Below are 22,144 nucleotides of genomic sequence, written 5' to 3' on the forward strand. Positions count from 1 at the left end.
GAGAATGTTATTATCTAACAATAACATTCGGTTTTGAGGTGTAGAGATGAAAAGAAGTGAACGTTTGGTTGCGATGACGAATTATTTGATGACTCATCCGCAGCAATTGGTGTCTTTGCCATATTTCTCGACAACGTACGCTGCTGCCAAATCCTCCGTCAGTGAGGATTTGTCGATTATAAATGATATGTTCCAGCATGAGGGTATCGGATATTTACAATCTGTATCAGGTGCTGCAGGCGGAGTGCGCTATATTCCCGTGTACTCGAAGGAAAATAGTGCTGATTTTATTGAGGAGCTATGCAGCAAACTGGCGGATTCCGACAGACTACTGCCGGGGGGATACCTATTCATGAGTGATATACTTGGTGAACCGGCGACAGTTGATAAGATTGGCCGCCTATTTGCAACGGCATTCCACGATCGGGAAATCGATGTGGTAGTCACGGTTGCAACAAAAGGTATTCCGATTGCTTATGCGGCCGCTGCTTATTTGAATGTACCGGTTGTCATAGTCAGACGAGACCCGAAAGTGACAGAGGGGTCGACAGTCAGCGTGAATTATGTGTCTGGATCCTCAAGAAAAATACAGACGATGGTATTATCCAAACGCAGCATCCCGGATCAAGCCAATGTCTGCATTGTGGATGATTTCATGAAAGCAGGCGGAACGATCAATGGAATGAAGAGCCTTTTGCAGGAATTCAATGCAAATGTCACGGCAATCGGCGTATTGGCCGAAGCGGAAGATGAAGAAGAAGAACGCGTCGTCGAGGATTACACATCATTGATCAAGATTCAGAATGTTGATGTACGCAATCAGCGGATCGAGGTACAAAAGGGCAATTATTTCAACTGACAGAGCTTTCCCACCCTTTCTATAAATTTTTAAAAAAAGTTATATATCGAGCAGGGTTTTCCAGCTTTATGTAGAATTACTGGTAATAAGTTCTAAATAAGGTAAGGGTGGTGAAGCATAATGGAAGTAACTGACGTAAGATTACGCCGCGTTAATACCGAGGGAAGAATGCGTGCTATCGCTTCTATTACAATTGATCAAGAGTTTGTAGTACACGATATTCGTGTCATCGAAGGAAATAACGGCTTATTTGTCGCTATGCCTTCCAAACGGACACCAGATGGTGAATTCCGGGATGTGGCACATCCGATCAATTCCGGTACCCGGAGTAAGATTCAGGATGCTGTACTGCAGGAATATCACCGTGTAGGAGAAGAAATAGAAGTGGAGTATGAGGAAGCCGCTGGCGCTTCTTGATATGGTACTTAATAGATGACAATTGCGTCATCTTTCATAAAGGTGTAATTAACAGCTGTTCTAACATATGGAATGGCTGTTATTTTTATGCATGAAACCCGGTTGAATACAAGCAAATTTGTCTCGAATTACGTGAAATCAAGCCTGGCTCCTGTTGAAATGACAATTATTTTAAGATATATTTACAGAGGATAAAAGAATGGAGGGTTCGCATGTCAAACCGATATGCAGTCATCCTTGCTGCCGGTAAAGGCACCAGGATGAAATCAAAGCTGTACAAAGTACTGCATCCTGTCATGGGTAAACCGATGGTACAGCATGTTACTGACCAGTTAAATTCTTTACAATTAGATAAATTGATCACAATTGTCGGGCATGGGGCAGAAGACGTGAAAGCCCAGCTTGGAGATGCAAGTGAGTACGCTCTCCAAGAAGAACAGCTCGGTACGGGACATGCGGTCCTTCAGGCCGAGACATTCCTGCAAGACAAAGAAGGTGTGACAGTCGTATTAAGCGGAGATACACCACTGATCACAGGCAATACCATCCAAGCCTTGCTTGATCATCATGAACAGCAGGGAGCAAGCGCCACAGTGCTGACGGCAAAAGCTCTAGATCCTGCAGGGTATGGCCGGGTCATCCGCAGTGATGTTGGAGAAGTTCTTCGCATCGTCGAGCATAAGGATGCCAATGCCGAAGAGCTTCTGGTTGATGAAATCAACACGGGTACATACTGCTTTGATAACAAACTATTGTTCCAAGCACTGCATAATGTTTCGAATGATAATGCCCAAGGCGAGTATTATCTTCCGGATGTGCTGGAGCTTTTGAAGAAGGATAATAAGCTAGTGACTGCTTACCAAACGCCGGATTTCGATGAAACGATGGGTGTGAACGATCGCGTGGCGCTTTCGCAAGCAGAACGCATCATGAAACGCCGCATCAATGAACATCATATGCGTAACGGTGTTACGATTATCGATCCAGACTCAACTTATATCAGTACAGATGCTGTAATTGAGCCGGATGTCACCATCTTGCCGAACACGATGATCCTTGGTAAGACAAAGATCAAAGAAGATGCAGTCATTGGCCCGAACTCCGAATTGAAGGATGTCAGCATCGGCAGCCGTTCCGTTGTGAAGCAAAGTGTAGCACATGACAGCGCAATTGGAAATGATGTCAATGTCGGCCCGTTCGCTCACATTCGTCCGCAAGCACAGCTTGGAGATAAAGTGAAGATCGGGAACTTCGTCGAAGTGAAGAAAGCAGTCATCGCTGATGGAAGCAAAGTTTCGCATTTAAGCTATGTTGGCGATGCTGAGGTTGGTAAAGATGTCAATATCGGTTGTGGTACAATAACAGTGAACTATGACGGAAAGAATAAACATCTGACCAAAATAGAGGATAATGCTTTTATCGGCTGCAATACGAACTTAATTGCGCCAGTGACAGTCGGCAAAGGTGCTTTGGTGGCTGCAGGCTCAACCATAACGAAAGATGTCCCAGCAGACGCTTTATCGATTGCCAGAGCAAGACAAGAAAACAAAGATTCTTATTTTAAGAATAAATAATTTTGGAGGGTTACTCGACATGCCTTATAATGATCCATCGTTAAAAGTTTTTTCTTTGAATTCCAATCCGGAGTTAGCTAAGTCAATTGCTGACCATATTGGCGTAGAACTAGGTAAAATCACTGTCTCCCACTTTAGCGATGGCGAAATCCAGATCAATATTGAAGAAAGTATCCGCGGCTGTGACGTTTATGTTGTCCAGTCCACTTGTGCGCCTGTCAACCAGCATATGATGGAACTGCTCATCATGATCGATGCATTGAAACGCGCTTCAGCTAAGACAATCAATATCATCATGCCTTACTACGGTTATGCACGTCAGGATCGTAAAGCCCGTGCTCGTGAGCCAATCACAAGCAAACTGATTGCCGATATCCTGCAAACCGCCGGAGCAACACGCGTTCTGACATTGGACTTGCATGCACCGCAGATTCAAGGCTTCTTCGATATTCCAATCGATCATTTGGTAGGTGTACCAATCCTATCCGATTACTTCGAGAAAAAGAACCTGGAAGATATCGTGGTTGTATCTCCTGACCACGGCGGCGTAGTCCGTGCACGCCGTATGGCAGATCGCTTGAAAGCACCAATCGCTATCATCGATAAACGCCGCCCGCGTCCTAACGTGGCCGAAGTGATGAACATCATCGGAGAAATCAAAGGCAAAACAGCGATCATCATCGATGATATCATCGATACAGCTGGAACATTGACGCTAGCTGCCAATGCGTTGATCGAAAAAGGCGCAACAGCAGTATATGCAGCATGTTCTCACCCGGTATTATCCGGTCCGGCAATCGAGCGAATCCAAAATTCACAAATTAAAGAGCTTGTCGTTACAAACTCAATTCCTCTTCCTAAAGAGAAACAAATCGACAACATCACACAGCTTTCTGTAGCAGCATTGTTCGGTGAAGCAATCGTTCGTATCCACGAACAGCAATCCGTTAGTATCCTGTTTGATTGATTTGATGTTTAGTACTGAAGTCGTAAGGGAATCATTACCTGTAGATGCGTAAAAACTATGGAGGGTGATTACGATGGCAGTAAAACTTAAAGCAGACAAACGAGATAACAATACGAAATCTTATATTAAAGAACTGCGTGAAGAAGGTATCGTGCCGGCAGTTGTGTATGGCAATGGGAAAGAGCCTGTCAGCGTCGCGGTAGATAGTGTCGACTTGCTGAAGACTGTACGTGACGAAGGGAAGAACGCTATTATTTCACTGGATATCAAAGGTAACGCAGTGGATGTCATGCTGCATGATTACCAAACCGATCCTTTGAAAGGCAGCCTTGTGCATGCGGACTTTTACGTAGTCAATATGTCAGAAGCGCGTAATGTCGAAGTGCCGATCCAGCTTGAAGGGGAAGCACCGGGATCCAAGGAAGGCGGCGTTCTTCAGCAGCCATTATACGACTTGGAAATCAGTGCAAAACCGAATGACATACCGGATCAGATTTCCGTCGATGTCTCCAAACTGGAAGTCGGTGACAGCATCAGTGTTGGTGACCTGCCAACAGACGGTGCTTACGAGATCTTGACCGATGCCGAAACAACAATCGCTACTGTTACTGCTCCAACCGCAGAAATAGAGACAGACGATACAACAACTGGTGATGCGGATGATGTGGAAGCAATCGAAGAAGGGTCTAAAAACGATAAAGAAGATTAAGTAATTACATTACACAAAGCTGTGCCTGAAAAGGTGCAGCTTTTTTTGTTTTGATTGAACTATTCATCGTGCTCAAACGTCATATAGTCAGGAAGGAAGGGGGAGTGAGATGGAAGAATCAACAGAATCCATATCTATCGAAAAGGCCAAGCAAGATAAGGCGGCTTTCGGTCAACTTTTCCAGCAATACTATACTTTCTTATATCGTTATCTTTTCAAACTCACGATGAATAAAGAAATGGCAGAAGACTTACTGCAGGAAACGATGATCCGGGCATATATGAATTTGCCCAAATTTCGTTATCAATCCAAATTTTCGACATGGCTCATGGCCATCGCAACACGCTTGTATCTGGATGAACAGCGAAAGCGAAAGAGAGATAGTAAAAGGCAGCAGCAGCTGACAGATAATGAGAAACGAAAAATGAAATGGGAGCTGGAACAAGGCAACATGGATTGGTCATTACATATGGATCTTTTTGCATCGCTATCCATAGAAACTAGGACACTAATATTGCTTCGTCATTATTATGGCTATTCATTAGAGGAAATCAGCATTATGACAAAATTAAGAAAAGGTACAGTGAAGTCTCGCATCCATTACGCATTGAAGAAAATAAGGGAGGAGTGGTCAGATGAAGCAAGATGACTGGATAAAGAAAATGGACGAAACATGGACTGACGTGGATAAAAAACTACATGTCGAAGTTCCTGAAACCGATGAAATCATGCAGCAGATAAGCTCTGGTGAAAAGAAATATCGGGAAAGGATGCGCAGGGAACTACTGAGGTTCATCGTCCTGGCATGTGTACTGATGTCGTTGTACATTCTGGTGGCCGTACACATCACATGGGCTTTCTATGTTGTGCAGATCATCTCACTTATTGCTGTTTTCATCCTATTACTAGTTGAAAGAAACAAAGGAAGGATCACATGATGTCAAAAAATGAACCGCTAATATTAATCTTGGTTATTCCTTTATTGCTGGTACAAGGAATCTGGCTGTACATCGATGCAAAAAAAAGAGGTACTTATGCATGGGCATGGGGGATTCTCGGACTGATTCAATTCCCGTCGCCGCTGCTTTTATATTATCTCTTTATCATTCGCAGAGATAAAAGGAGGCAAGGATAGATGGAGAATATTGTATTATTGCTGCTGCCAATCATCGCGATACAGTTTCTTTTACTCATCATTGCACTTATAAGCTGTATTCGTGCAGAAGAAACACTGGGACCCAAATGGGCTTGGATGGTAATCATTTTCTGTATCAGTATCATCGGTCCTATCCTTTATTTCGTGATCGGGCAAAGAAAGGATACATATAAATGACCATACTAAAAGCACAAGGATTGACGAAACGATACGGAAATCATGCTGCAGTAAAAGACTTTGATCTGCACTTGAGGGAGAGGGAGTGCATTGCACTTCTAGGACCAAATGGAGCTGGCAAGACAACAACATTGCATATGCTGGCTGGACTGATTCCTCCCACTGCTGGAGTGATACTAAGTGATAACAAAATACTCAACAGGGATACAATTGGATTTTTGCCCCAACATCCTGCCTTCTTCGATTGGATGTACCCTCTGGAATATCTCCTGTTAGCAGGAACATTATCAGGGATGACGAAACGAACTATAAAAGAACGAAGCTTGCAAGTATTGGAAATGACAGGCTTACTAGAAGCGCGGAAACAAAAAATAGGAAGTTTTTCCGGAGGAATGAAACAACGTCTCGGCTTAGCGCAAGCAATCATGCATGAACCGAAAATACTTTTGCTGGATGAACCTGTATCCGCTCTTGACCCAGCGGGAAGGATTGATGTCATGAACATATTGGAAGAATTGAAAAAGGATAAGGCTATCCTTTTTTCTACCCATGTATTGCATGATGCGGAACAGATATGTGATCGAGCATTAATCATGAAATCAGGTCAAAGTGTTTCCTATGAAAACATCAAGGAATGGAGAGGAAATCAGTCAAGTGAACGCTATCGTTTGGAAACATCTGTTTCTTTGCCGATTGAGGGACTGCAGAATCTGTACGAAGAAATCGATATAAGGGAACCAAAATTGATTGTTGGTACTTTACGGGATAAGGTAACACCAAATATGCTGCTGCAGCAATGCATTCGGCAAGATATAGGCATCCGGTACTTCGGAGCTGAGGAAAAAACCTTAGAAGAACACTATATAGAGGTGATAGAAGGTTGAAGAAGTTCAACGCGCTGTTTCATAAAGAATGGACAGAAGCTTGGAGAGAAAAGAAGTTGGTTTGGCTGCCTGCTGTGATCTTGTTGGTGACGCTTCTGCAGCCAATCAGTTTATATTTTATGCCCGCCATTTTGGAGAATTCAAATAACCTTCCGTCAGGAGCAGTGATTGAACTGCCGATCCCAAGTGGGAATGAAGTGCTGGCGGGAACTTTATCTCAGTTCCATACAATCGGTACAGCCATCATTGTACTGGCTTGCATGAATGTAATTGTGCAGGAGAGAAACAACGGCTCTCTTATGCAACTCTTCTCCAGACCTGTACATACTGGCACTTATATCTTCAGCAAGTGGACGATGCTTGTACTGCTTCATCTGGGTGCCTTTACAATCTCTTATGGAGCAGCATGGTACTATACAAACATCCTTTTTTCTGATGTCTCGTTCAGCTCCGTTTGGAAAAGCTGTGTCATTTATTGCCTTTGGATTGTACTGATCATAACTGTCACATTGTTTGTTGGTACGTTTCTCCGCCGCAGTGGGGGAGTAGCTGGCATATCTATCCTGATAGCAGCGAGCATCGCCATATTATCGAATATTGTGCCTGATATAGCTATATATTTGCCCTCGGAACTCCTCAACCTGTCAACAGAGCTGCTGAATAAGAATGACGGGAATACACATATAGGAGCGGTGCTCACTACAACCGTCGTCCTTATTGTTCTATTACTCTTAACAATGATTAAACAATTCGAGAAAAGTGTTAAGTTTTAATGGAGTAGGATTATTACCAATACGCAAAGGATACCATAAGGTAAAGGCAAAGCATGTCGAGGATGGGAAAGGAAGCATCCTTGATGTGCTTTTTGTGCAGGCGGGAAGGAATTTTCCGGCCTGTCGGAGAAGGATAAGGAGTTGGATGATAAGTTTGGGGTAAGGCGCCCACTTCGGGCTCCCTCCCTTATCCTTTCGTTTCTAAGCGGTTTCTTCCTTTTCGGTGTTGTCTAGCTCCAGAAACCAGAAACTGCAGTATAAGTGATGAATCCCTATGTGGGGTAAGACGCCCACTTCGGGCTCCCTCCCTTATCCTTTCGTTTCTAAGCGGTTTTTTCCGCTTTTCGGTGTTGTCTAGCACCAGAAACCAGAAACTGCAGTATAAGTGATGAATCCCTATGTGGGGTAAGACGCCCACTTCGGGCTCCCTCCCTTATCCTTTCGTTTCTAAGCGGTTTTTTCCGCTTTTCGGTGTTGTCTAGCACCAGAAACCAGAAACTGCAGTATAAGTGATGAATCCCTGCGTGGGGTAAGACGCCCACTTCGGGCTCCCTCCTTATCCTTTCGTTTCTAAGCGGTTTCTTCCGCTTTTCATGTGTGTTTTCGGATTCCTTGATTTTTGGGCTTGTGTTGGGGTATGATTTTTTTGGAATGGACTATGAGTAAAGGGCGTTTATGATTATGAAAATGATTGTCGGACTTGGGAACCCAGGTCAGAAATATGATCAGACACGGCATAATATTGGGTTCATCGCAATTGATGAACTGGTACATCGGCACAATTTGCCGTTATCTAATAAAAAATTCAATAGTGTGTATGCGACTGGCTTGATAAATGGCGAGAAGGTCATCTTGGTTAAGCCTACAACATTTATGAATCTTTCGGGAGAGGCAGTACGTCCACTGATGGATTATTATAATGTGGAGCTTGAGGATTTGGTTGTCATTTATGATGACTTAGATTTGCCCGCTGGTAAGGTCCGTTTGCGGGAAAAAGGCGGTCACGGCGGTCATAACGGCATAAGGTCATTGATTGACCATCTTGGTACAAAAGAGTTCAAGCGTATGCGGCTTGGAATTGGCCGCCCGGTCAATCAGCAGCCAATAGTGGACTATGTGCTCCAGCGTTTCCACCAGGAAGAAGTACCGGACATCGTCGATAGCGTAAAGAAGGCTGCAGATGCTGCGGAGGCATGGCTGAAAGAGCCGTTCCTGAATGTCATGAACGATTTTAACCGATGAACATCAGTGCCAGTGATTGTGTATGAATCTGAGCGCTTTCGGGCAGACTTTGACAGAGTCAAATCTGAGTCCCGGAGGCGTGAATCATGGCTATTGTATATCGTTGTCGGCATTGCAAAGCAAAGTTGGCAGAACTTGATGAATATAAGGTTGATATCAAAGCGCTCGGGTGGGATCGGTTATCCGCAGCGGACTATCAGGAAATGGTGCAGATCGATTCGGGTCATATTATCTGCCAGGTGGCATGTGAGGAATGTGAAAATGCACTGCAGCAGTATCCGCATTATCACGAGCTGGATCATTTCATGCAATAACGTATAGCTAAATAATATTGTCATAAAAAAGCTTTGGTGCATCAACCAAGGCATTTTTTGCTTATGACATGTACTAGCAGAAGGAGGCATTATGCAAGAGATCAAGCAATTCATCTCAACCCAAGATGATATACAATCTGTCATCAATGGGATAAAGTCCGGGATGAACGAACAGCTATTGACAGGATTGTCTGGTTCCGCAAGAGGAGTCCTGGCGACAGTATTGCAAGATGCAATACGTCGAAAGGTGATCCTGGTAACGCACCAGCTGACACAGGCACAAACACTTTATGAAGACGTCTTGGAACTGAGTACGCATTCGAATGTGTACCTGTATCCTGTGAATGAATTACTGGCATCCGAGATTGCCATCTCCAGTCCAGAGCTTCGCAGCCAGCGCTTGGATGCATTGCGGAACTGGATGCAAAGTGAGAATGGCATATTGATTGCTCCGGCTGCAGCATTAAAACGAATACTGCCACAACCAGCTAAATGGGAAAGCTATCAGCTGGCTTTTCGTGTTGGGGAAGAAATAGAATTGGATCAATATTTACGTGCGTTGGTCGATATGGGATATGAACGTACTGACATGGTTGCATCACCGGGAGAATACAGTTTGCGCGGGGGGATATTGGATATCTATCCGTTGACGGAATCCAATCCGATAAGGATCGAATTATTCGATACAGAGGTAGATTCGATCCGTTATTTTGATTCTGATACGCAGCGGTCTTTGGAAAAAAGGGATACTGTAGAAGTGGGTCCCGCCACAGAGTTACTTGTTGACAGGGAAGACATTGCCAGGGCAGCCGATCGGCTGGAGAAGGCTTTAGGGGAAACGATTAGCAAGCTGCAGGCGGATGAACATAAACAGCAAGTACTTGAAGCCGTCAGCCAAGACTTGGAACGATTGCGCCAGCAGGAGCGTTTTCAAGGGATGGCCAAGTATGCGGGTTATTTCTATGAAGAGCCAGCTAGTCTATTAGATTATCTCGGACAGGGCGGTTATATCATCTTGGATGAAATGAGCCGAATCCAAGAAACGGCCAACCGCCTCGACGAAGAAGAAGCAGAATGGCACCAAAGCTTGCTGGAGGCACATCAGACTGTCAGACAGCTGAAATTGTCATTTGACTGGCATGAAGTGCTGCAGAGGATGAAGCATCCGCGACTTTATTTAAGTGTCTTCTTGCGACATATACCGAATACACAACCACAAAATATCGTAAACGTGACATGCAGGGCGATGCAGCAATTCCATGGCCAAATGCATTTGCTGAAGAGTGAGCTGGAGCGATGGGAAAAAAGCAATTATTCTACTATTTTAATAGCCCCTAACCAGCAGCGCGCCGAGAAGATCCAGGCTGTTCTGGCTGATTATGAAATGGAAGCGGTCATTGCTGAGCACATTTCCCTTCCAGTAAGCACCCCGACGATCATGATCGGAAATATCAGCAGTGGTTTTGAATTGCCATTCCATAAGCTGGCCGTACTGACAGAGAGCGAACTGTTCAAAAAACGTACTGCAAGACCGAAGCGTAAGCAGAAAATATCAAATGCAGAGCGGATCAAGAGTTATCAAGAGCTTTCTGTAGGGGATTATGTTGTTCACGCAAACCATGGAATCGGGCGCTATGTCGGTATCGAGACATTGCAGGTTCAGGATGTGCATAAGGATTTCATGCTGATCCATTATTCCGGGGACGATAAATTATTTGTACCGATCGATCAGATTGATCTTGTCCAAAAATATGTAGGCTCGGAAGGAAAAGAGCCGAAGCTGTACAAGCTTGGCGGGACAGAGTGGAAGAAGGTAAAAAGCCGGGTTCAATCCTCTGTGGAGGATATTGCGGATGAATTGATCAAGCTGTATGCCGAACGGGAAGCTTCCAAAGGATATGCCTTCTCCGAAGATGGGGAGATGCAGCGGGAATTCGAAGCGGCCTTTCCTTATCAGGAAACGGAGGATCAGCTTCGTACGATTGATGAAATCAAGAAGGATATGGAACGGGAACGACCAATGGACAGACTGCTTTGCGGAGATGTTGGTTATGGGAAAACCGAAGTGGCAATCCGAGCAGCCTTCAAGGCAATTGCGGATGGCAAGCAGGTAGCAATTTTAGTGCCAACTACTATTTTGGCGCAGCAGCATTATGAAACGATTCTGGAGCGATTCCAGGATTATGCGGTCAATGTAGGACTGATGAGCCGTTTCCGGACGCGTAAGCAGCAAAATGAAGTGATCTCCGGTCTGAAGAGCGGTGTCATCGATGTAGTCGTTGGTACGCACCGCCTCTTGTCCAAGGATATCGTTTATAAGGACCTTGGTTTATTGGTCGTGGATGAGGAGCAGCGGTTTGGTGTAAAACACAAAGAAAGACTGAAGCAGCTGAAGACGAATGTGGATGTGCTGACGTTGACTGCGACACCTATCCCTCGTACATTGCATATGTCCATGCTCGGTGTTCGCGATCTTTCCGTCATCGAGACGCCGCCTGAAAACAGATTCCCGATTCAAACGTATGTCATGGAGTACAATCCAGTCTTCATCCGGGAGGCAATCGAAAGGGAAATGGCCCGGGATGGACAGGTATTCTTCCTGTATAACAAGGTAGAGAACATCGAACGGAAAGCACAGGAAATTGCAGCGCTGGTCGATGATGCAAGGGTGGCCTTCGCACATGGCCAAATGAATGAATCAGAGCTGGAAAGTGTCATGCTGGCCTTTTTGGAAGGAGAGTATGATGTCCTTGTCAGTACGACAATCATCGAGACAGGCGTCGACATTCCGAATGTGAACACATTGATTGTCGACAATGCAGATAGAATGGGGCTCAGCCAGCTCTATCAGCTGCGTGGTCGTGTAGGGCGTTCCAATCGAGTAGCTTATGCGTATTTCACTTATCAGCAGGACAAGGTTCTGACAGAGGTGGCAGAAAAACGTCTGCAGGCCATTAAAGAGTTCACGGAACTGGGATCTGGATTCAAAATCGCCATGCGTGATTTATCGATCCGGGGTGCCGGTAATTTGCTTGGGTCCCAGCAGCATGGCTTCATCGATTCGGTCGGTTTTGATATGTATTCCCAAATGCTCACCGAAGCAGTGGAAGCACGTAAGGCAGGTAAACCTGCAGAGGAAATCAAACCATTCGAAGTGGAACTTGATTTGGATATCAATGCCTATATTCCAGAGTCGTATATCAAGGACGAAAAACAGAAAATCGATATGTATAAACGATTCCAGAGCTGTACATCACAAGAGGAAATCCATGATTTACGGGAGGAGCTGATCGACCGATTCGGTGATTATCCGGAGGAAGTAGGCAACCTCTTCCATGTGACATCGTTGAAGATGTATGCAAAACGGGAGAAAATCGAATCCATCAGCGAGAAGAAGAAAAAACAGCGCATGGAAATTTTGATCGATCCCGATATGAGTCAGCATGTTGACGGCAGTAAATTGTTTGAATTCGCTAATCAATACGGGCGCATGGTACAGCTTGGTACCGAGGATAAGAAATTGAAGATCGTCTTCAATTGGGACCGAAAATCGTATGAGCGCCGTTATGAAATAGCGGAAGAGTTCATTCAAGCAATGCGCGAACTGAAACGAGCCGGCTGATTCTTCCGATTTACTCTAAAAAATTAGCAGGAAATGTATAGTAATGCCGATTCGTATCATACTAACACCACAACTGGTGAATTCTTCTTTTCTTCATAATAAGTAGAAAATACCCCAGAGCAGTTTATGATACAGAAAGAGAGGCAATCGAAGATGAAGGCTACAGGAATCGTACGTAGGATCGATGATTTGGGACGTGTTGTCATCCCGAAGGAAATACGCCGGACATTGCGCATTCGAGAGGGGGATCCGCTGGAGATCTTTGTTGACCGTGATGGTGAGGTCATTTTGAAGAAGTACTCTCCGATCAGTGAGCTAGGCGACTTCGCGAAAGAATACGCGGAAGCTTTATTTACGTCGATCGATCATGGTGTCCTGATTTGTGACCGCGATGAATACATTGCAGTTGCAGGTGAGTCGAAGAAAGAATACATGAATAAAGGTATTGGTTCTGTGGTGGAAAAAGCAATGCAGGACAGAACAACCGCTACGATCAATCAAGCGGGTAATGTAGAGCTTGTGGAAGACAAGGATGACGAAGTGCAGGGATATGTGGTCAGTCCGATCATCGCCAGTGGCGATCCGATCGGGTGTGTCGTCATTGTCAGCCGCAACGATGGAGAGCTTAGCAAGGTCGAGGAAAAAGCAGCAGAAACAGCTGCCAATTTCCTTGCGAGACAGATGGAATAATGAACAGGAATCCCGTAACGATCATGTTGCGGGATTTCTTTTATGCTAAGCTAAAAGTTAAGGGGAGGGGAGCTTATGATCGAGGAGCATGCTAACGGCCTTTTATTGAACCGGACAACGATGCTTGGTGAGAGGAACTGGCGTGATGATGATACTTATAAATTGGTATTCAGTCCCAAAGGTCATGCCATCTATCAATTTCCGCAACAAAAGGTGGAATTGTCTCAAGGGGAAGCCATCTTCCTGAACCCGCATGACCTACATAAACAACTCCACCATTCCACTGAAAAATGGATTGTTGAATTACGACCTGGCTTTGTAACGGAACTGGCACAAGAAGTAGGAAAATATACAGCGGATCCAATGTTCGCATTGGTTACATGTAAACATCCGATCATACACCAATGGTCGACAACGCGTTTCTATTGGGGAATGGCAACAGAATCGGAACAAACAATGTGGCTTGAGAACAGTTTGATTCAGCAGACATCGCCAATGCGGGAAATGGCTCCTCCTCAAAAGTAATAGGCTGCTTTCTTATTGTGCAACACTTCTTTATACATGCTGTTCACCTCGTATATCAGCATATCTCCCAAAGAGAAGCTGGTCGTATCATTTCTTGCACGAAGTTAAAGCAAGATATGGCATTTGTCTCATGGTATAATCCCAATAGGAAAAGGTTGGAGGAATCATTGGATGGGATTAGGAATGAAGCGACTGTTTCATGGTGCTTTTGTGCTAGCGGTCGCTGGATTGATCAGTAAGGTATTAAGTGCGGGCTACCGGGTCCCATTTCAAAATATAGTAGGAGATAAGGGCTTTTACATCTATCAGCAGGTATATCCATTCCTGGGGATAGCAGCGAGTTTGGCATTATACGGTATTCCGGCGGCGGTGTCCCGGCTTGTTGCCGAACGTTATCGCAATGTATCCCCATCATTGCGTTCATTTTATTTACCAATAGGAACATTTTTGTTCGGTTTGGCCATGATCGCGTTTGGCTTGCTGTATCTAGCTGCTCCGCAAATAGCTGCTTTGATGGGGGATGGTGCTTTAGAGAAACCGCTTCGGGCAGCGGCTTACATTTTCTTGGCTGTGCCGTTCACCTCGATTTTGCGAGGCGTTTATCAAGGGAAACAAAACATGACACCGACAGCTGTTTCACAAGTAGTGGAGCAGATTGTCCGGGTTGGCTTGATTCTTCTTGTCACTTTCCTGCTTGTACGTACGGGGAGTGATTTGTATGATATTGGAGCTAAAGCCGCACTGGCGTCATTAGTGGGAGCTTGCTTCGGTATCGTGGTACTTTGCATTTATATGAGAAAACAACCGATCATCTCTACGGTCGAGCAGCGGCTTTCGTGGATATATATCATAAAGACGATTCTCGTATATGGCTTCTTTATTTGTCTAAACTATATGCTATTACTGCTCTTACAGTTTGCGGATGCTTTCACTCTTGTATCCGGCCTGCTTGATCATGGTTTTGATTTGGATGCAGCACGCGAATGGAAAGGGATATATGATCGCGGTCAGCCGCTTGTCCAATTAGGTATTGTCGTCGGCTCTTCCTTGGCATTAGCTTTCGTACCGTCCATTACGAAAAAACAGCTCAAAAGTGAAAAGAAAGCTGTCATTAAACTGATGCAGAGCGGATGGAAGCTTAGTTTTCTTCTATCCATTGCAGCAGCAGCTGGATTGATCATTCTGTTTCCGCTTGTCAATGAATTATTATTTAAAGCAGATGTCGGTACATATTCGTTACAAGTATTCATGCTGACGATCTTTGTTTGTTCGCTGACATTGACGACAGCATCGATGCTGGAGACGTTAGGGAAATGGAAGCAAACAGCAGTTATCATCGCATCCGGCTTTCTTCTTAAGTGGTTGATGAATGAATGGCTCGTACCAATTTACGGCATCATGGGTGCTTCATTGGCGACCGTCATTACGGTAGCTTGCATACTGGCAGGTAATTTGTACTTGCTGAATCGCTATCTGCCGGAGATTAAATTGTTCCAGCTTCCGTGGAAGAGTCTGATTGTCGGACTGTTGTCCATGCTTGTCGCTGTTGGGCTATTCTATATAGCTGCTGTCGAATTGTTTCACGTGAAAACACGAATTTTGTTATTGATATATGTATTGTTTGCTGTACTCGCCGGTGCTGCAGTGTATGGCGTAACTTTGATCCGGACAGGGGCATTCAGCCATGCAGAGCTAGTGTCGATGCCATTCAGCAAACGATTATTGCGTTTGGAAGGGAGAAATAAGAAATGAAGCATACCATTGAAGTGGTCGGACTTGGTGGTGGAGATATAAATCAATTATCACTAGGAATCTACAAGAAATTAAAAGGTCACGGAAAACCCATCTTTGTCAGGACAAAGGACCATCCTGTCGTACAGACGCTGCAAGAAGAAGGGGTGGAATTCCATTCCTATGACGAAATCTACGAAAATTATCCCGATTTTCAGTCGGTTTACGAAGAAATAGCTAACAGCTTGTTCCGTCAAGCTGAAAAAGGTTCATTGATATATGCAGTTCCTGGACATCCGATGCTGGCGGAAATGACAGTTCAACTCCTGCTGGCACAACAAGAAGTCGACGTGAAAATCATTGGGGGACAAAGTTTTCTTGATGATTTATTCTCCGCTCTGCGGATTGATCCAATCGATGGCTTCCAGTTTGTCGACGCTACATCGTTCCGGCGTGATGAGCTGGAGTACAGGCAACATCTCATCTTCTGCCAAGTATACGATCAAATGGTAGCATCGGAAGTGAAATTGGAATTGCTGGAGGATTTGCCGCCAGAATATCCAGTTACCATCGTAGATGCTGTAGGAAGCGCGAATGAGAGCATCAAGACCGTCATGCTTGAAGACTTGGATAGAAGTGTGGAATTCAGTAATCTCATGAGTGTTTATGTACCGCCGGCAGTATCACTGGAGCTGAACCACAAGTTTTACAGATTGCGTGAGGTGATTCGGACGCTTCGCGGGCCGGGAGGCTGCCCATGGGACCAGAAGCAAACCCATGAATCACTGCGACGATATGTAATTGAAGAAGCTTATGAACTCATTGATGCCATTAATAAGGAAGATGATGAGAATCTCATCGAGGAACTGGGGGATGTATTGCTTCAAGTCATGCTGCACAGTCAAATCGGCGAAGATGATGGATATTTTACCATCGATGACGTTATCAGAAGTGTGACGGAAAAGATGATTCGCCGTCATCCACATGTTTTCGGGGATGCGGTCTTGGAAACAGAAGAAGAATTACAAACGAGCTGGGAAGCTATTAAGCAGGAAGAAAAAGCAGAGCACAACCAGGAGCAAGAAGAAAAATCACTGCAGCCGGAGCTGATGAAAGCAGCAGCGCTTGGCAAGCAGATGGCATCTCCTGCTAATATGGCACAGCTGCTGTCCGAATTCAGCAGAAGAGCATCAGAAGCGGCACTGGATGAAACAGTCGTCGGAGAGCTTCTGTTTGCTATTGCCTCTTATGCAGGCTATTATAAAATAAATCCCGAAATTGCTTTACATCAGGCAATAGAGGGTAATAAAAGTACGGATAAGGGAAGTGAATGACATGCGTTTAGACAAGTTTCTAAAAGTGTCACGATTGATCAAACGGCGGACATTGGCTAAAGAAGTAGCCGATCAGGGTCGTATCACAATCAATGGTATCCAAGCGAAAGCATCCACGAATGTAGCTGTGGGGGATGAAATGGCGATCCGCTTCGGTCAGAAACTGCTTACGATCGAGGTGCAGCAGCTGAGGGAAGCTGTTAAGAAGGAAGATGCGGCGACACTGTACAAAGTGAAAAAGGAAGAACCTGTACAATAAAAACCGTTCTAACCTTGTCCCTGCCCTCATAGATTGTTAGGGATAAAGGGAGGCGGTAACGATGGATCAAACCCGGAAAGTACAAGCGGATCATGATATAAAGATGTTCAGTCGGAAATCGCTCGAGATAAGCGGTGTCAAGGAAGTGGACAGCTTCGATAGCGAAGAATTCCTGCTTCAGACAGAAATGGGTTATATGATTATTCGCGGGAGTAACCTGCATATGAAGAATCTCGATTTGCAGGAGGGGAAGGTGTCGATCAAAGGCAAAATCCAGGAGCTGTCCTATTTGGATGAGCATCATGGGGAGAAGGCTAAAGGACTCTTTAGCAAGCTCTTCAAATGACGCTGACCGTCCAGTTCCTAACTATAGTGTCGATGATTGCCGGCGGAGTCTATCTTGGTGCAGCCATGGATACGTTCCGCCGCTTTGAACGGCACTGGAAAAAGCAGGTCGTCATGCGTTATATCATGGAGTGCAGTTTCTGGCTGATGCAGACTCTGCTGTTGTTTTTCCTGCTGTTCCAAGTGAATCAGGGGGAAATGCGTTTTTATATCCTTTTAGCATTATTATGTGGTTTTGCAGGATATAGAGCCTTATTTCAGACAAGCTATCGGCGGGTGCTCGAATGGCTCATCCGTATCATACGACGAACGATGTTCATCACGAAGAGGGTTTTACAGGTGCTTATCCTGACTCCAATCCGACTGGTGATCCAAGGACTGCTGATGCTGGCAGGGGGAGTCATTGCGCTCTTATGGAAATTGATCCGATTGGTGTTGGTCGTCCTCTTTTACCCGATACGTCTCATTGGTCGGCTCGTGTGGAAGCTGACACCGGAAAGGTACCGAAAAAATTACTCCAAATTAGCAGGTATCTATAGTAGAATGAAGAATATAGCAAGGAAGGTATACGAATCACTGCGCAGAACAAGGAGGTAAAACTGGCGTGGCAAGAAAGAAACGAAACGTAACGAAGATGGAGTCCAGCTACACGAGACAATACGATGCATATACGGAACGGCAGCGGAAAAAGCAAAAAAGACTCTTTCGGCGTTTGATCTTGTTCGCCGCTTTTGCAGTTGTTCTGTTAGGTTTGATGACAGGGTATCATATTCATCAGCGCGGTGTTTATGCCCAGAAGCAGACAGAATACAAAGAGAAGCAGGAAGAGTTAGCAAGCTTGCAAGATAAAGAAGAGGATCTCAAAGAGGAAATTGAACTTCTGAATGATAAAAGTTATGTACTGGAAATCGCCAGGACTAATTATTTCTATTCTAAAGACGGTGAGACCATTTTTAAGATCACTGAAGAAGAACCCTCTTATTGACACCCTTTTCCAAGCTTTTATATAATATATAAGTAGTATATTTCTTTCAAACTTTAAGGAGGAGCATTTTTTTTATGTCAATTGAAGTAGGCAGCAAGTATCAGGGTAAGGTAACAGGAATCACTAATTTCGGTGCATTCGTAGAACTGCCAGGCGGATCTACTGGACTAGTGCATATTAGTGAAGTTGCCGATAATTACGTAAAAGACATTAATGAACATTTGTCTGTCGGTGATATGATCACAGTCAAGGTCATTAATGAAAAGGACGGAAAGATTGGGCTTTCCATAAAGAAAGCAAAAGATAATCCGCCACCAGCACGCCGTAACAACAACAGAGGATCCGGACATGGCGGTGGTCACCGCGATCGTACGGAATCATTCGAAGCTAAAATGAATCGCTTCCTGAAGGATTCAGAGGACCGTCTTGCGTCCCTTAAGAAACACACAGAATCAAAACGCGGTGGCAGAGGCGCTAAAAAAGGTTAAACTTGCTGTCTATATTGGGATTTGATAAAAATGCAAATCTTAAGATACAAAACATGGAATCGGATGCATTAAGCATCCGATTTTTTTGTATACAAAAAAACAAGGAATGCAATCTGCATTCCTTGTTTAAGGATAGCGGCGGAGGGGATCGAACCCCCGACCTCACGGGTATGAACCGTACGCTCTAGCCAGCTGAGCTACACCGCCATATGAAATTAAATGTTTCAAAGCACAAGTAATATAATATAACAGCCTACGTCATATGTCAACAATATTTTTTAATATCGTTTGGCAGGAAGATTACGGTATAGTAAGTATATAGATAGGGGAGGGGATCAGGATGATTTGTCTTGTTAGACATGGAGAAACAGATTGGAATAAGCTGGGTAAAGTGCAGGGGAGTACCGATATCCCATTGAATGAAACAGGAGTCAGACAGGCGCAGGCTACTCGTGACTATCTGGCAGGTAGTGATTTTGATTTGATCATTGCAAGTCCGATGAAGCGGGCAAGGAAGACTGCTGCTATCATTAATGAAGCATTGCAGCTGCCGATCGTGGAAATGGAAGGTTTTGTTGAAAGGGGATTTGGCGAAGCAGAAGGTCTTACGAGGGAAGAACGAGAAGCTAAATATCCTAGCTTTGATTTTCCTGGTATGGAAACATGGGAGGATTTAGTGGCACGGGTAATGCAGGCGCTGCAAGAAGTGAATGCGAAATATGGAGACAAGAAAATATTACTCGTTGCACATGGGGCAGTGATTTCCGCGATTTTATCCACCATCTCGGATGGGGAGTATGATGTGGAGAATACGCGTCTTGTGAATGCTTGCATCAGCAATATCCAGTTCATCGAAGAAAAATGGAAAGTACATAATTTCAATTTTTCCGATCACTTAGCGAATATATAAAAAAACCTGCATCCAGCTCGGATGCAGGTTTTTATTTTAATGCGTTTCAGTAGGTTTTCCGACAGGCGTCGTTGTAGCTGTCGATTGTTCCTGTTCGATTTCATCTGCAGGGCGTACTTTTCTCAAGAAGAAAGAAAGCAGGAATCCGACTGCTGCGATGATCGTTGCAATCCAGAAGGCATCATTGATACCTTCGATGGAACCAAGCAATGTTGCTTGCTGCTGCGGTGTACCAGTCGTCATAAGGTCTGTGACATGTTCTTTGGATTGAGTGGAGAACACGGTAACAAGCAAAGCAGTACCGATTGCACCGGCCATTTGGCGAAGTGTATTTGCCATCGCAGTTCCGTGTGCATAATAACGTTTCGGCAGCTGATTCAACCCAGCTGTCATGATTGGCATCATGACCATGGATACACCGACCATACGGAAGGTATAAACAGTCATCATATACGTGTAAGTTGTATCAATGGACAACGTACTTAAGAAGTAAGTTGTGATCGTCGTGATCAAAAGTCCGATCAATGCAAGCGGACGAGCACCGATTTTATCGAACAGTTTACCAGTGATTGGTGACATGATCGCTGATACTAGCGCACCAGGCAATAGCAGCAGACCTGATTTAAGCGGTGAGTAACCGAGCATGTTTTGTGTGAAAATTGGAATCAATAGCATCGCTGCAAACATTGCCATCGTAATGACAACGTTGATTGTTGTCGATAACGAGAACATCCAATATTTGAATACACGGAACTCGAGCATCGGTTTTTTGATTGTCAGCTGACGGATGATGAAAATCAGCAAGGCAATTCCACCCACTGTCAGAGTAGAGATGACTGGTGCGGAGCCCCAACCTTTATCTCCTGCGACACTGAAGCCGTATAGCAATCCGCCGAACCCTACCGTAGAAAGGATGACGGATAGAACATCGACTGTGGATTTCTGTGTTTTTGTTACATTACGTAATACTAAGACTGCCAAGATAACATCGATGATGGCAATCGGTAAGATGATGAAGAATAACCATCTCCAAGATGCATGCTCCACGATGAATCCGGATAGTGTTGGTCCGATAGCCGGAGCGAACATCATCGCAAGACCGATGACACCCATTGCACTGCCTCGCTTCTCGATCGGGTACAAGCTCAATACAGTATTGAATAATAATGGCATCATGATACCAGCGCCTGCTGCTTGTACAATACGACCGATCAGGATTGTTGTGAATTCGGGTCCGACTCCACAAATGAGTGTCCCGATTGCGAACAAGCTCATGGCGGTGATAAATAGCTTACGAGTTGTGAATCTTTCCATAAAGAAAGCAGTAATTGGAATCAGGATACCGTTAACCAGCATGAATGCTGTTGTCAGCCATTGGGCTGAGTTTTCTTGTATATCCAAATCCACCATCATTTTTGGCAGCGCGATATTCATGAGCGTCTGGTTCAGGATGGCTACGAATGCGCCTAGAACCAAGATCGCGACGATCGGGCCTCTTTTTAACGTCTGCGGATCTACATAAGCAGAACGATCTTTCATGTTGTCTCATCTCCTTGAGTTATGATCTTATTTAGCAAACGGTTGTGAAGAGACAATAATGTCTCGATTTCCTCCGTGCTGAATTCAGAAATGCTCTCCAATCTTTGCAAATAGGTTCGGTAAGCTGTCTTTTTCTGCTCCAGTCCCTTTGGAGTCAGTGACAGTACGATGGCTCGCCGGTCGTGTGTCGAGCGCTCCCGTTTTACCAATTCAGCTTGTACAAGCCTTTCAACCGTTTCGCTAACTGTACTCTTGCTCGCATTTACCTTTTGAGCAAGATCGTTTAAGCCAGTTCCAGGCTCGTCCGCTAATACTTTCAGGATGTGCAGCTGCACGACGGTCACACCCAATTGATCAGCATTGTGCCAGAATTGCTTGTGAAAAGCTTGGTTCAAACAGCGAAATGATTGGACGACTTGGCTGATTTTTTCCTCATCAGTCAAAGTTGTCATCCCCTCAACAAAAAAATAGTTCGCATGCGAACTGTTTCAGTAGGAACCATTCTACTCCTCTTTTGTAAAAATGCAATATAGAAATTTCGTAGAAAACGCTTCCTGCGAAAAATAAAAGTTTTCTGACAAGACGTACGGAACAAGAGCTTATTACGACAAGGAAAATTGCCGCAAAAGAGCTTTTGGTGTCCA

General features: G+C 44.7%; 25 protein-coding genes and 1 tRNA gene. 23 read left to right on the top strand and 3 right to left on the bottom strand.

Features of this window, described 5'->3' with window-relative positions:
* Positions 1 to 46: 46 nt before the first annotated feature.
* The 22 genes from purR to BLQ53_RS18260 all read left to right on the top strand — a co-directional run bounded on the left by purR (position 47) and on the right by BLQ53_RS18260 (position 19,051).
* Entirely contained in the window at positions 47 to 859 is an 813-nt protein-coding gene (gene purR, locus BLQ53_RS18145) for a pur operon repressor (RefSeq protein ID WP_093728721.1), read from the top strand.
* Between the two features lie 120 nt (positions 860 to 979).
* A complete protein-coding gene (gene spoVG, locus BLQ53_RS18150; protein ID WP_093728722.1) occupies positions 980 to 1,276 on the top strand; it encodes a septation regulator SpoVG in 297 nt (98 codons plus the stop codon).
* 212 nt (positions 1,277 to 1,488) lie between these two features.
* Complete coding sequence (glmU, locus tag BLQ53_RS18155) at positions 1,489 to 2,850, top strand: bifunctional UDP-N-acetylglucosamine diphosphorylase/glucosamine-1-phosphate N-acetyltransferase GlmU (protein ID WP_093728723.1); 1,362 nt, start codon at positions 1,489 to 1,491, stop codon at positions 2,848 to 2,850.
* A gap of 19 nt (positions 2,851 to 2,869) precedes the next feature.
* Positions 2,870 to 3,817 carry a ribose-phosphate diphosphokinase gene (locus BLQ53_RS18160; protein WP_093728724.1) on the top strand — a complete coding sequence of 316 codons (948 nt, stop codon included), beginning with the start codon at positions 2,870 to 2,872 and terminating at the stop codon, positions 3,815 to 3,817.
* A gap of 73 nt (positions 3,818 to 3,890) precedes the next feature.
* On the top strand, positions 3,891 to 4,526 hold the full coding sequence (locus tag BLQ53_RS18165; protein ID WP_093728725.1) for a 50S ribosomal protein L25/general stress protein Ctc: 636 nt from the start codon (positions 3,891 to 3,893) through the stop codon (positions 4,524 to 4,526).
* A 109-nt stretch (positions 4,527 to 4,635) separates the two neighbouring features.
* Positions 4,636 to 5,175 carry an RNA polymerase sigma factor SigY gene (sigY, locus tag BLQ53_RS18170; RefSeq protein WP_093728726.1) on the top strand — a complete coding sequence of 180 codons (540 nt, stop codon included), beginning with the start codon at positions 4,636 to 4,638 and terminating at the stop codon, positions 5,173 to 5,175.
* A complete protein-coding gene (locus tag BLQ53_RS18175) occupies positions 5,162 to 5,464 on the top strand; it encodes a YxlC family protein (protein ID WP_093728727.1) in 303 nt (100 codons plus the stop codon). The genes sigY and BLQ53_RS18175 overlap by 14 nt, the downstream gene beginning before the upstream one ends.
* A gap of 197 nt (positions 5,465 to 5,661) precedes the next feature.
* Positions 5,662 to 5,859, top strand: coding sequence for a PLD nuclease N-terminal domain-containing protein (locus BLQ53_RS18185; protein ID WP_093728728.1), 198 nt, complete (start codon positions 5,662 to 5,664; stop codon positions 5,857 to 5,859).
* The gene (locus BLQ53_RS18190) at positions 5,856 to 6,743 is read left to right on the top strand and encodes an ABC transporter ATP-binding protein (protein ID WP_093728729.1); all 888 of its coding nucleotides are present in this window, start codon (positions 5,856 to 5,858) and stop codon (positions 6,741 to 6,743) included. Before BLQ53_RS18185 ends, BLQ53_RS18190 begins: the two co-directional genes overlap by 4 nt.
* Positions 6,740 to 7,516: an ABC transporter permease gene (locus BLQ53_RS18195; RefSeq protein ID WP_093728730.1), complete on the top strand. Its 777-nt coding sequence runs from the start codon at positions 6,740 to 6,742 to the stop codon at positions 7,514 to 7,516. Before BLQ53_RS18190 ends, BLQ53_RS18195 begins: the two co-directional genes overlap by 4 nt.
* A gap of 681 nt (positions 7,517 to 8,197) precedes the next feature.
* Positions 8,198 to 8,758 (top strand): aminoacyl-tRNA hydrolase, encoded by a 561-nt coding sequence (pth, locus tag BLQ53_RS18205; protein WP_093728762.1) that lies wholly within the window; start codon positions 8,198 to 8,200, stop codon positions 8,756 to 8,758.
* A gap of 86 nt (positions 8,759 to 8,844) precedes the next feature.
* Positions 8,845 to 9,072 carry an anti-sigma-F factor Fin gene (locus BLQ53_RS18210; RefSeq protein ID WP_093728732.1) on the top strand — a complete coding sequence of 76 codons (228 nt, stop codon included), beginning with the start codon at positions 8,845 to 8,847 and terminating at the stop codon, positions 9,070 to 9,072.
* A gap of 91 nt (positions 9,073 to 9,163) precedes the next feature.
* The gene (gene mfd / locus BLQ53_RS18215) at positions 9,164 to 12,694 is read left to right on the top strand and encodes a transcription-repair coupling factor (protein ID WP_093728733.1); all 3,531 of its coding nucleotides are present in this window, start codon (positions 9,164 to 9,166) and stop codon (positions 12,692 to 12,694) included.
* A gap of 153 nt (positions 12,695 to 12,847) precedes the next feature.
* Positions 12,848 to 13,384 (top strand): stage V sporulation protein T, encoded by a 537-nt coding sequence (spoVT, locus tag BLQ53_RS18220; RefSeq protein WP_093728734.1) that lies wholly within the window; start codon positions 12,848 to 12,850, stop codon positions 13,382 to 13,384.
* A 75-nt stretch (positions 13,385 to 13,459) separates the two neighbouring features.
* A complete protein-coding gene (locus BLQ53_RS18225) occupies positions 13,460 to 13,909 on the top strand; it encodes an AraC family ligand binding domain-containing protein (protein WP_093728735.1) in 450 nt (149 codons plus the stop codon).
* Between the two features lie 171 nt (positions 13,910 to 14,080).
* Positions 14,081 to 15,661 carry a putative polysaccharide biosynthesis protein gene (locus BLQ53_RS18230; RefSeq protein ID WP_093728736.1) on the top strand — a complete coding sequence of 527 codons (1,581 nt, stop codon included), beginning with the start codon at positions 14,081 to 14,083 and terminating at the stop codon, positions 15,659 to 15,661.
* The gene (gene yabN / locus BLQ53_RS18235) at positions 15,658 to 16,974 is read left to right on the top strand and encodes a bifunctional methyltransferase/pyrophosphohydrolase YabN (protein ID WP_093728737.1); all 1,317 of its coding nucleotides are present in this window, start codon (positions 15,658 to 15,660) and stop codon (positions 16,972 to 16,974) included. Before BLQ53_RS18230 ends, yabN begins: the two co-directional genes overlap by 4 nt.
* Position 16,975: 1 nt before the next feature.
* Positions 16,976 to 17,233, top strand: coding sequence for an RNA-binding S4 domain-containing protein (locus BLQ53_RS18240; RefSeq protein WP_093728738.1), 258 nt, complete (start codon positions 16,976 to 16,978; stop codon positions 17,231 to 17,233).
* 61 nt (positions 17,234 to 17,294) lie between these two features.
* Positions 17,295 to 17,579 carry a sporulation protein YabP gene (gene yabP / locus BLQ53_RS18245; protein ID WP_093728739.1) on the top strand — a complete coding sequence of 95 codons (285 nt, stop codon included), beginning with the start codon at positions 17,295 to 17,297 and terminating at the stop codon, positions 17,577 to 17,579.
* A complete protein-coding gene (gene yabQ, locus BLQ53_RS18250) occupies positions 17,576 to 18,175 on the top strand; it encodes a spore cortex biosynthesis protein YabQ (protein ID WP_093728740.1) in 600 nt (199 codons plus the stop codon). Before yabP ends, yabQ begins: the two co-directional genes overlap by 4 nt.
* 7 nt (positions 18,176 to 18,182) lie before the next feature.
* On the top strand, positions 18,183 to 18,563 hold the full coding sequence (locus BLQ53_RS18255; RefSeq protein ID WP_093728741.1) for an FtsB family cell division protein: 381 nt from the start codon (positions 18,183 to 18,185) through the stop codon (positions 18,561 to 18,563).
* A gap of 74 nt (positions 18,564 to 18,637) precedes the next feature.
* Positions 18,638 to 19,051, top strand: a complete 414-nt coding sequence (locus BLQ53_RS18260; RefSeq protein ID WP_093728742.1) for a S1 domain-containing RNA-binding protein — start codon at positions 18,638 to 18,640, stop codon at positions 19,049 to 19,051.
* Between the two features lie 133 nt (positions 19,052 to 19,184).
* Here the strand turns inward: BLQ53_RS18260 and BLQ53_RS18265 are convergent.
* Positions 19,185 to 19,258, bottom strand: a tRNA-Met gene (locus BLQ53_RS18265).
* Between the two features lie 127 nt (positions 19,259 to 19,385).
* Here BLQ53_RS18265 and BLQ53_RS18270 point away from each other — a divergent pair.
* The gene (locus BLQ53_RS18270; RefSeq protein ID WP_093728743.1) at positions 19,386 to 19,961 is read left to right on the top strand and encodes a histidine phosphatase family protein; all 576 of its coding nucleotides are present in this window, start codon (positions 19,386 to 19,388) and stop codon (positions 19,959 to 19,961) included.
* Positions 19,962 to 19,997: 36 nt separating this feature from the next.
* Here BLQ53_RS18270 and BLQ53_RS18275 read toward each other — a convergent pair whose 3' ends face one another.
* Together BLQ53_RS18275 and BLQ53_RS18280 are read right to left on the bottom strand one after the other, a co-directional pair.
* Positions 19,998 to 21,500, bottom strand: coding sequence for a DHA2 family efflux MFS transporter permease subunit (locus BLQ53_RS18275; RefSeq protein WP_093728744.1), 1,503 nt, complete (start codon positions 21,498 to 21,500; stop codon positions 19,998 to 20,000).
* Complete coding sequence (locus BLQ53_RS18280; protein WP_170829772.1) at positions 21,497 to 21,943, bottom strand: MarR family winged helix-turn-helix transcriptional regulator; 447 nt, start codon at positions 21,941 to 21,943, stop codon at positions 21,497 to 21,499. Before BLQ53_RS18280 ends, BLQ53_RS18275 begins: the two co-directional genes overlap by 4 nt.
* Between the last annotated feature and the right edge of the window lie 201 nt (positions 21,944 to 22,144).

This window comes from Terribacillus halophilus (assembly GCF_900101385.1).
Lineage (GTDB): Bacteria > Bacillota > Bacilli > Bacillales > Amphibacillaceae > Terribacillus > Terribacillus halophilus.

Excerpts from the sequence above, each read along its gene's own strand:
- purR (WP_093728721.1), top strand. The coding sequence starts at position 47 with ATGAAAAGAAGTGAACGTTTGGTTGCGATGACGAATTATTTGATGACT.
- spoVG (WP_093728722.1), top strand. The coding sequence starts at position 980 with ATGGAAGTAACTGACGTAAGATTACGCCGCGTTAATACCGAGGGAAGA.
- glmU (WP_093728723.1), top strand. The coding sequence starts at position 1,489 with ATGTCAAACCGATATGCAGTCATCCTTGCTGCCGGTAAAGGCACCAGG.
- BLQ53_RS18160 (WP_093728724.1), top strand. The coding sequence starts at position 2,870 with ATGCCTTATAATGATCCATCGTTAAAAGTTTTTTCTTTGAATTCCAAT.
- BLQ53_RS18165 (WP_093728725.1), top strand. The coding sequence starts at position 3,891 with ATGGCAGTAAAACTTAAAGCAGACAAACGAGATAACAATACGAAATCT.
- sigY (WP_093728726.1), top strand. The coding sequence starts at position 4,636 with ATGGAAGAATCAACAGAATCCATATCTATCGAAAAGGCCAAGCAAGAT.
- BLQ53_RS18175 (WP_093728727.1), top strand. The coding sequence starts at position 5,162 with ATGAAGCAAGATGACTGGATAAAGAAAATGGACGAAACATGGACTGAC.
- BLQ53_RS18185 (WP_093728728.1), top strand. The coding sequence starts at position 5,662 with ATGGAGAATATTGTATTATTGCTGCTGCCAATCATCGCGATACAGTTT.
- BLQ53_RS18190 (WP_093728729.1), top strand. The coding sequence starts at position 5,856 with ATGACCATACTAAAAGCACAAGGATTGACGAAACGATACGGAAATCAT.
- pth (WP_093728762.1), top strand. The coding sequence starts at position 8,198 with ATGAAAATGATTGTCGGACTTGGGAACCCAGGTCAGAAATATGATCAG.
- BLQ53_RS18210 (WP_093728732.1), top strand. The coding sequence starts at position 8,845 with ATGGCTATTGTATATCGTTGTCGGCATTGCAAAGCAAAGTTGGCAGAA.
- mfd (WP_093728733.1), top strand. The coding sequence starts at position 9,164 with ATGCAAGAGATCAAGCAATTCATCTCAACCCAAGATGATATACAATCT.
- spoVT (WP_093728734.1), top strand. The coding sequence starts at position 12,848 with ATGAAGGCTACAGGAATCGTACGTAGGATCGATGATTTGGGACGTGTT.
- BLQ53_RS18225 (WP_093728735.1), top strand. The coding sequence starts at position 13,460 with ATGATCGAGGAGCATGCTAACGGCCTTTTATTGAACCGGACAACGATG.
- BLQ53_RS18230 (WP_093728736.1), top strand. The coding sequence starts at position 14,081 with ATGGGATTAGGAATGAAGCGACTGTTTCATGGTGCTTTTGTGCTAGCG.
- yabN (WP_093728737.1), top strand. The coding sequence starts at position 15,658 with ATGAAGCATACCATTGAAGTGGTCGGACTTGGTGGTGGAGATATAAAT.
- BLQ53_RS18240 (WP_093728738.1), top strand. The coding sequence starts at position 16,976 with ATGCGTTTAGACAAGTTTCTAAAAGTGTCACGATTGATCAAACGGCGG.
- yabP (WP_093728739.1), top strand. The coding sequence starts at position 17,295 with ATGGATCAAACCCGGAAAGTACAAGCGGATCATGATATAAAGATGTTC.
- yabQ (WP_093728740.1), top strand. The coding sequence starts at position 17,576 with ATGACGCTGACCGTCCAGTTCCTAACTATAGTGTCGATGATTGCCGGC.
- BLQ53_RS18260 (WP_093728742.1), top strand. The coding sequence starts at position 18,638 with ATGTCAATTGAAGTAGGCAGCAAGTATCAGGGTAAGGTAACAGGAATC.
- BLQ53_RS18275 (WP_093728744.1), bottom strand. The coding sequence starts at position 21,500 with ATGAAAGATCGTTCTGCTTATGTAGATCCGCAGACGTTAAAAAGAGGC.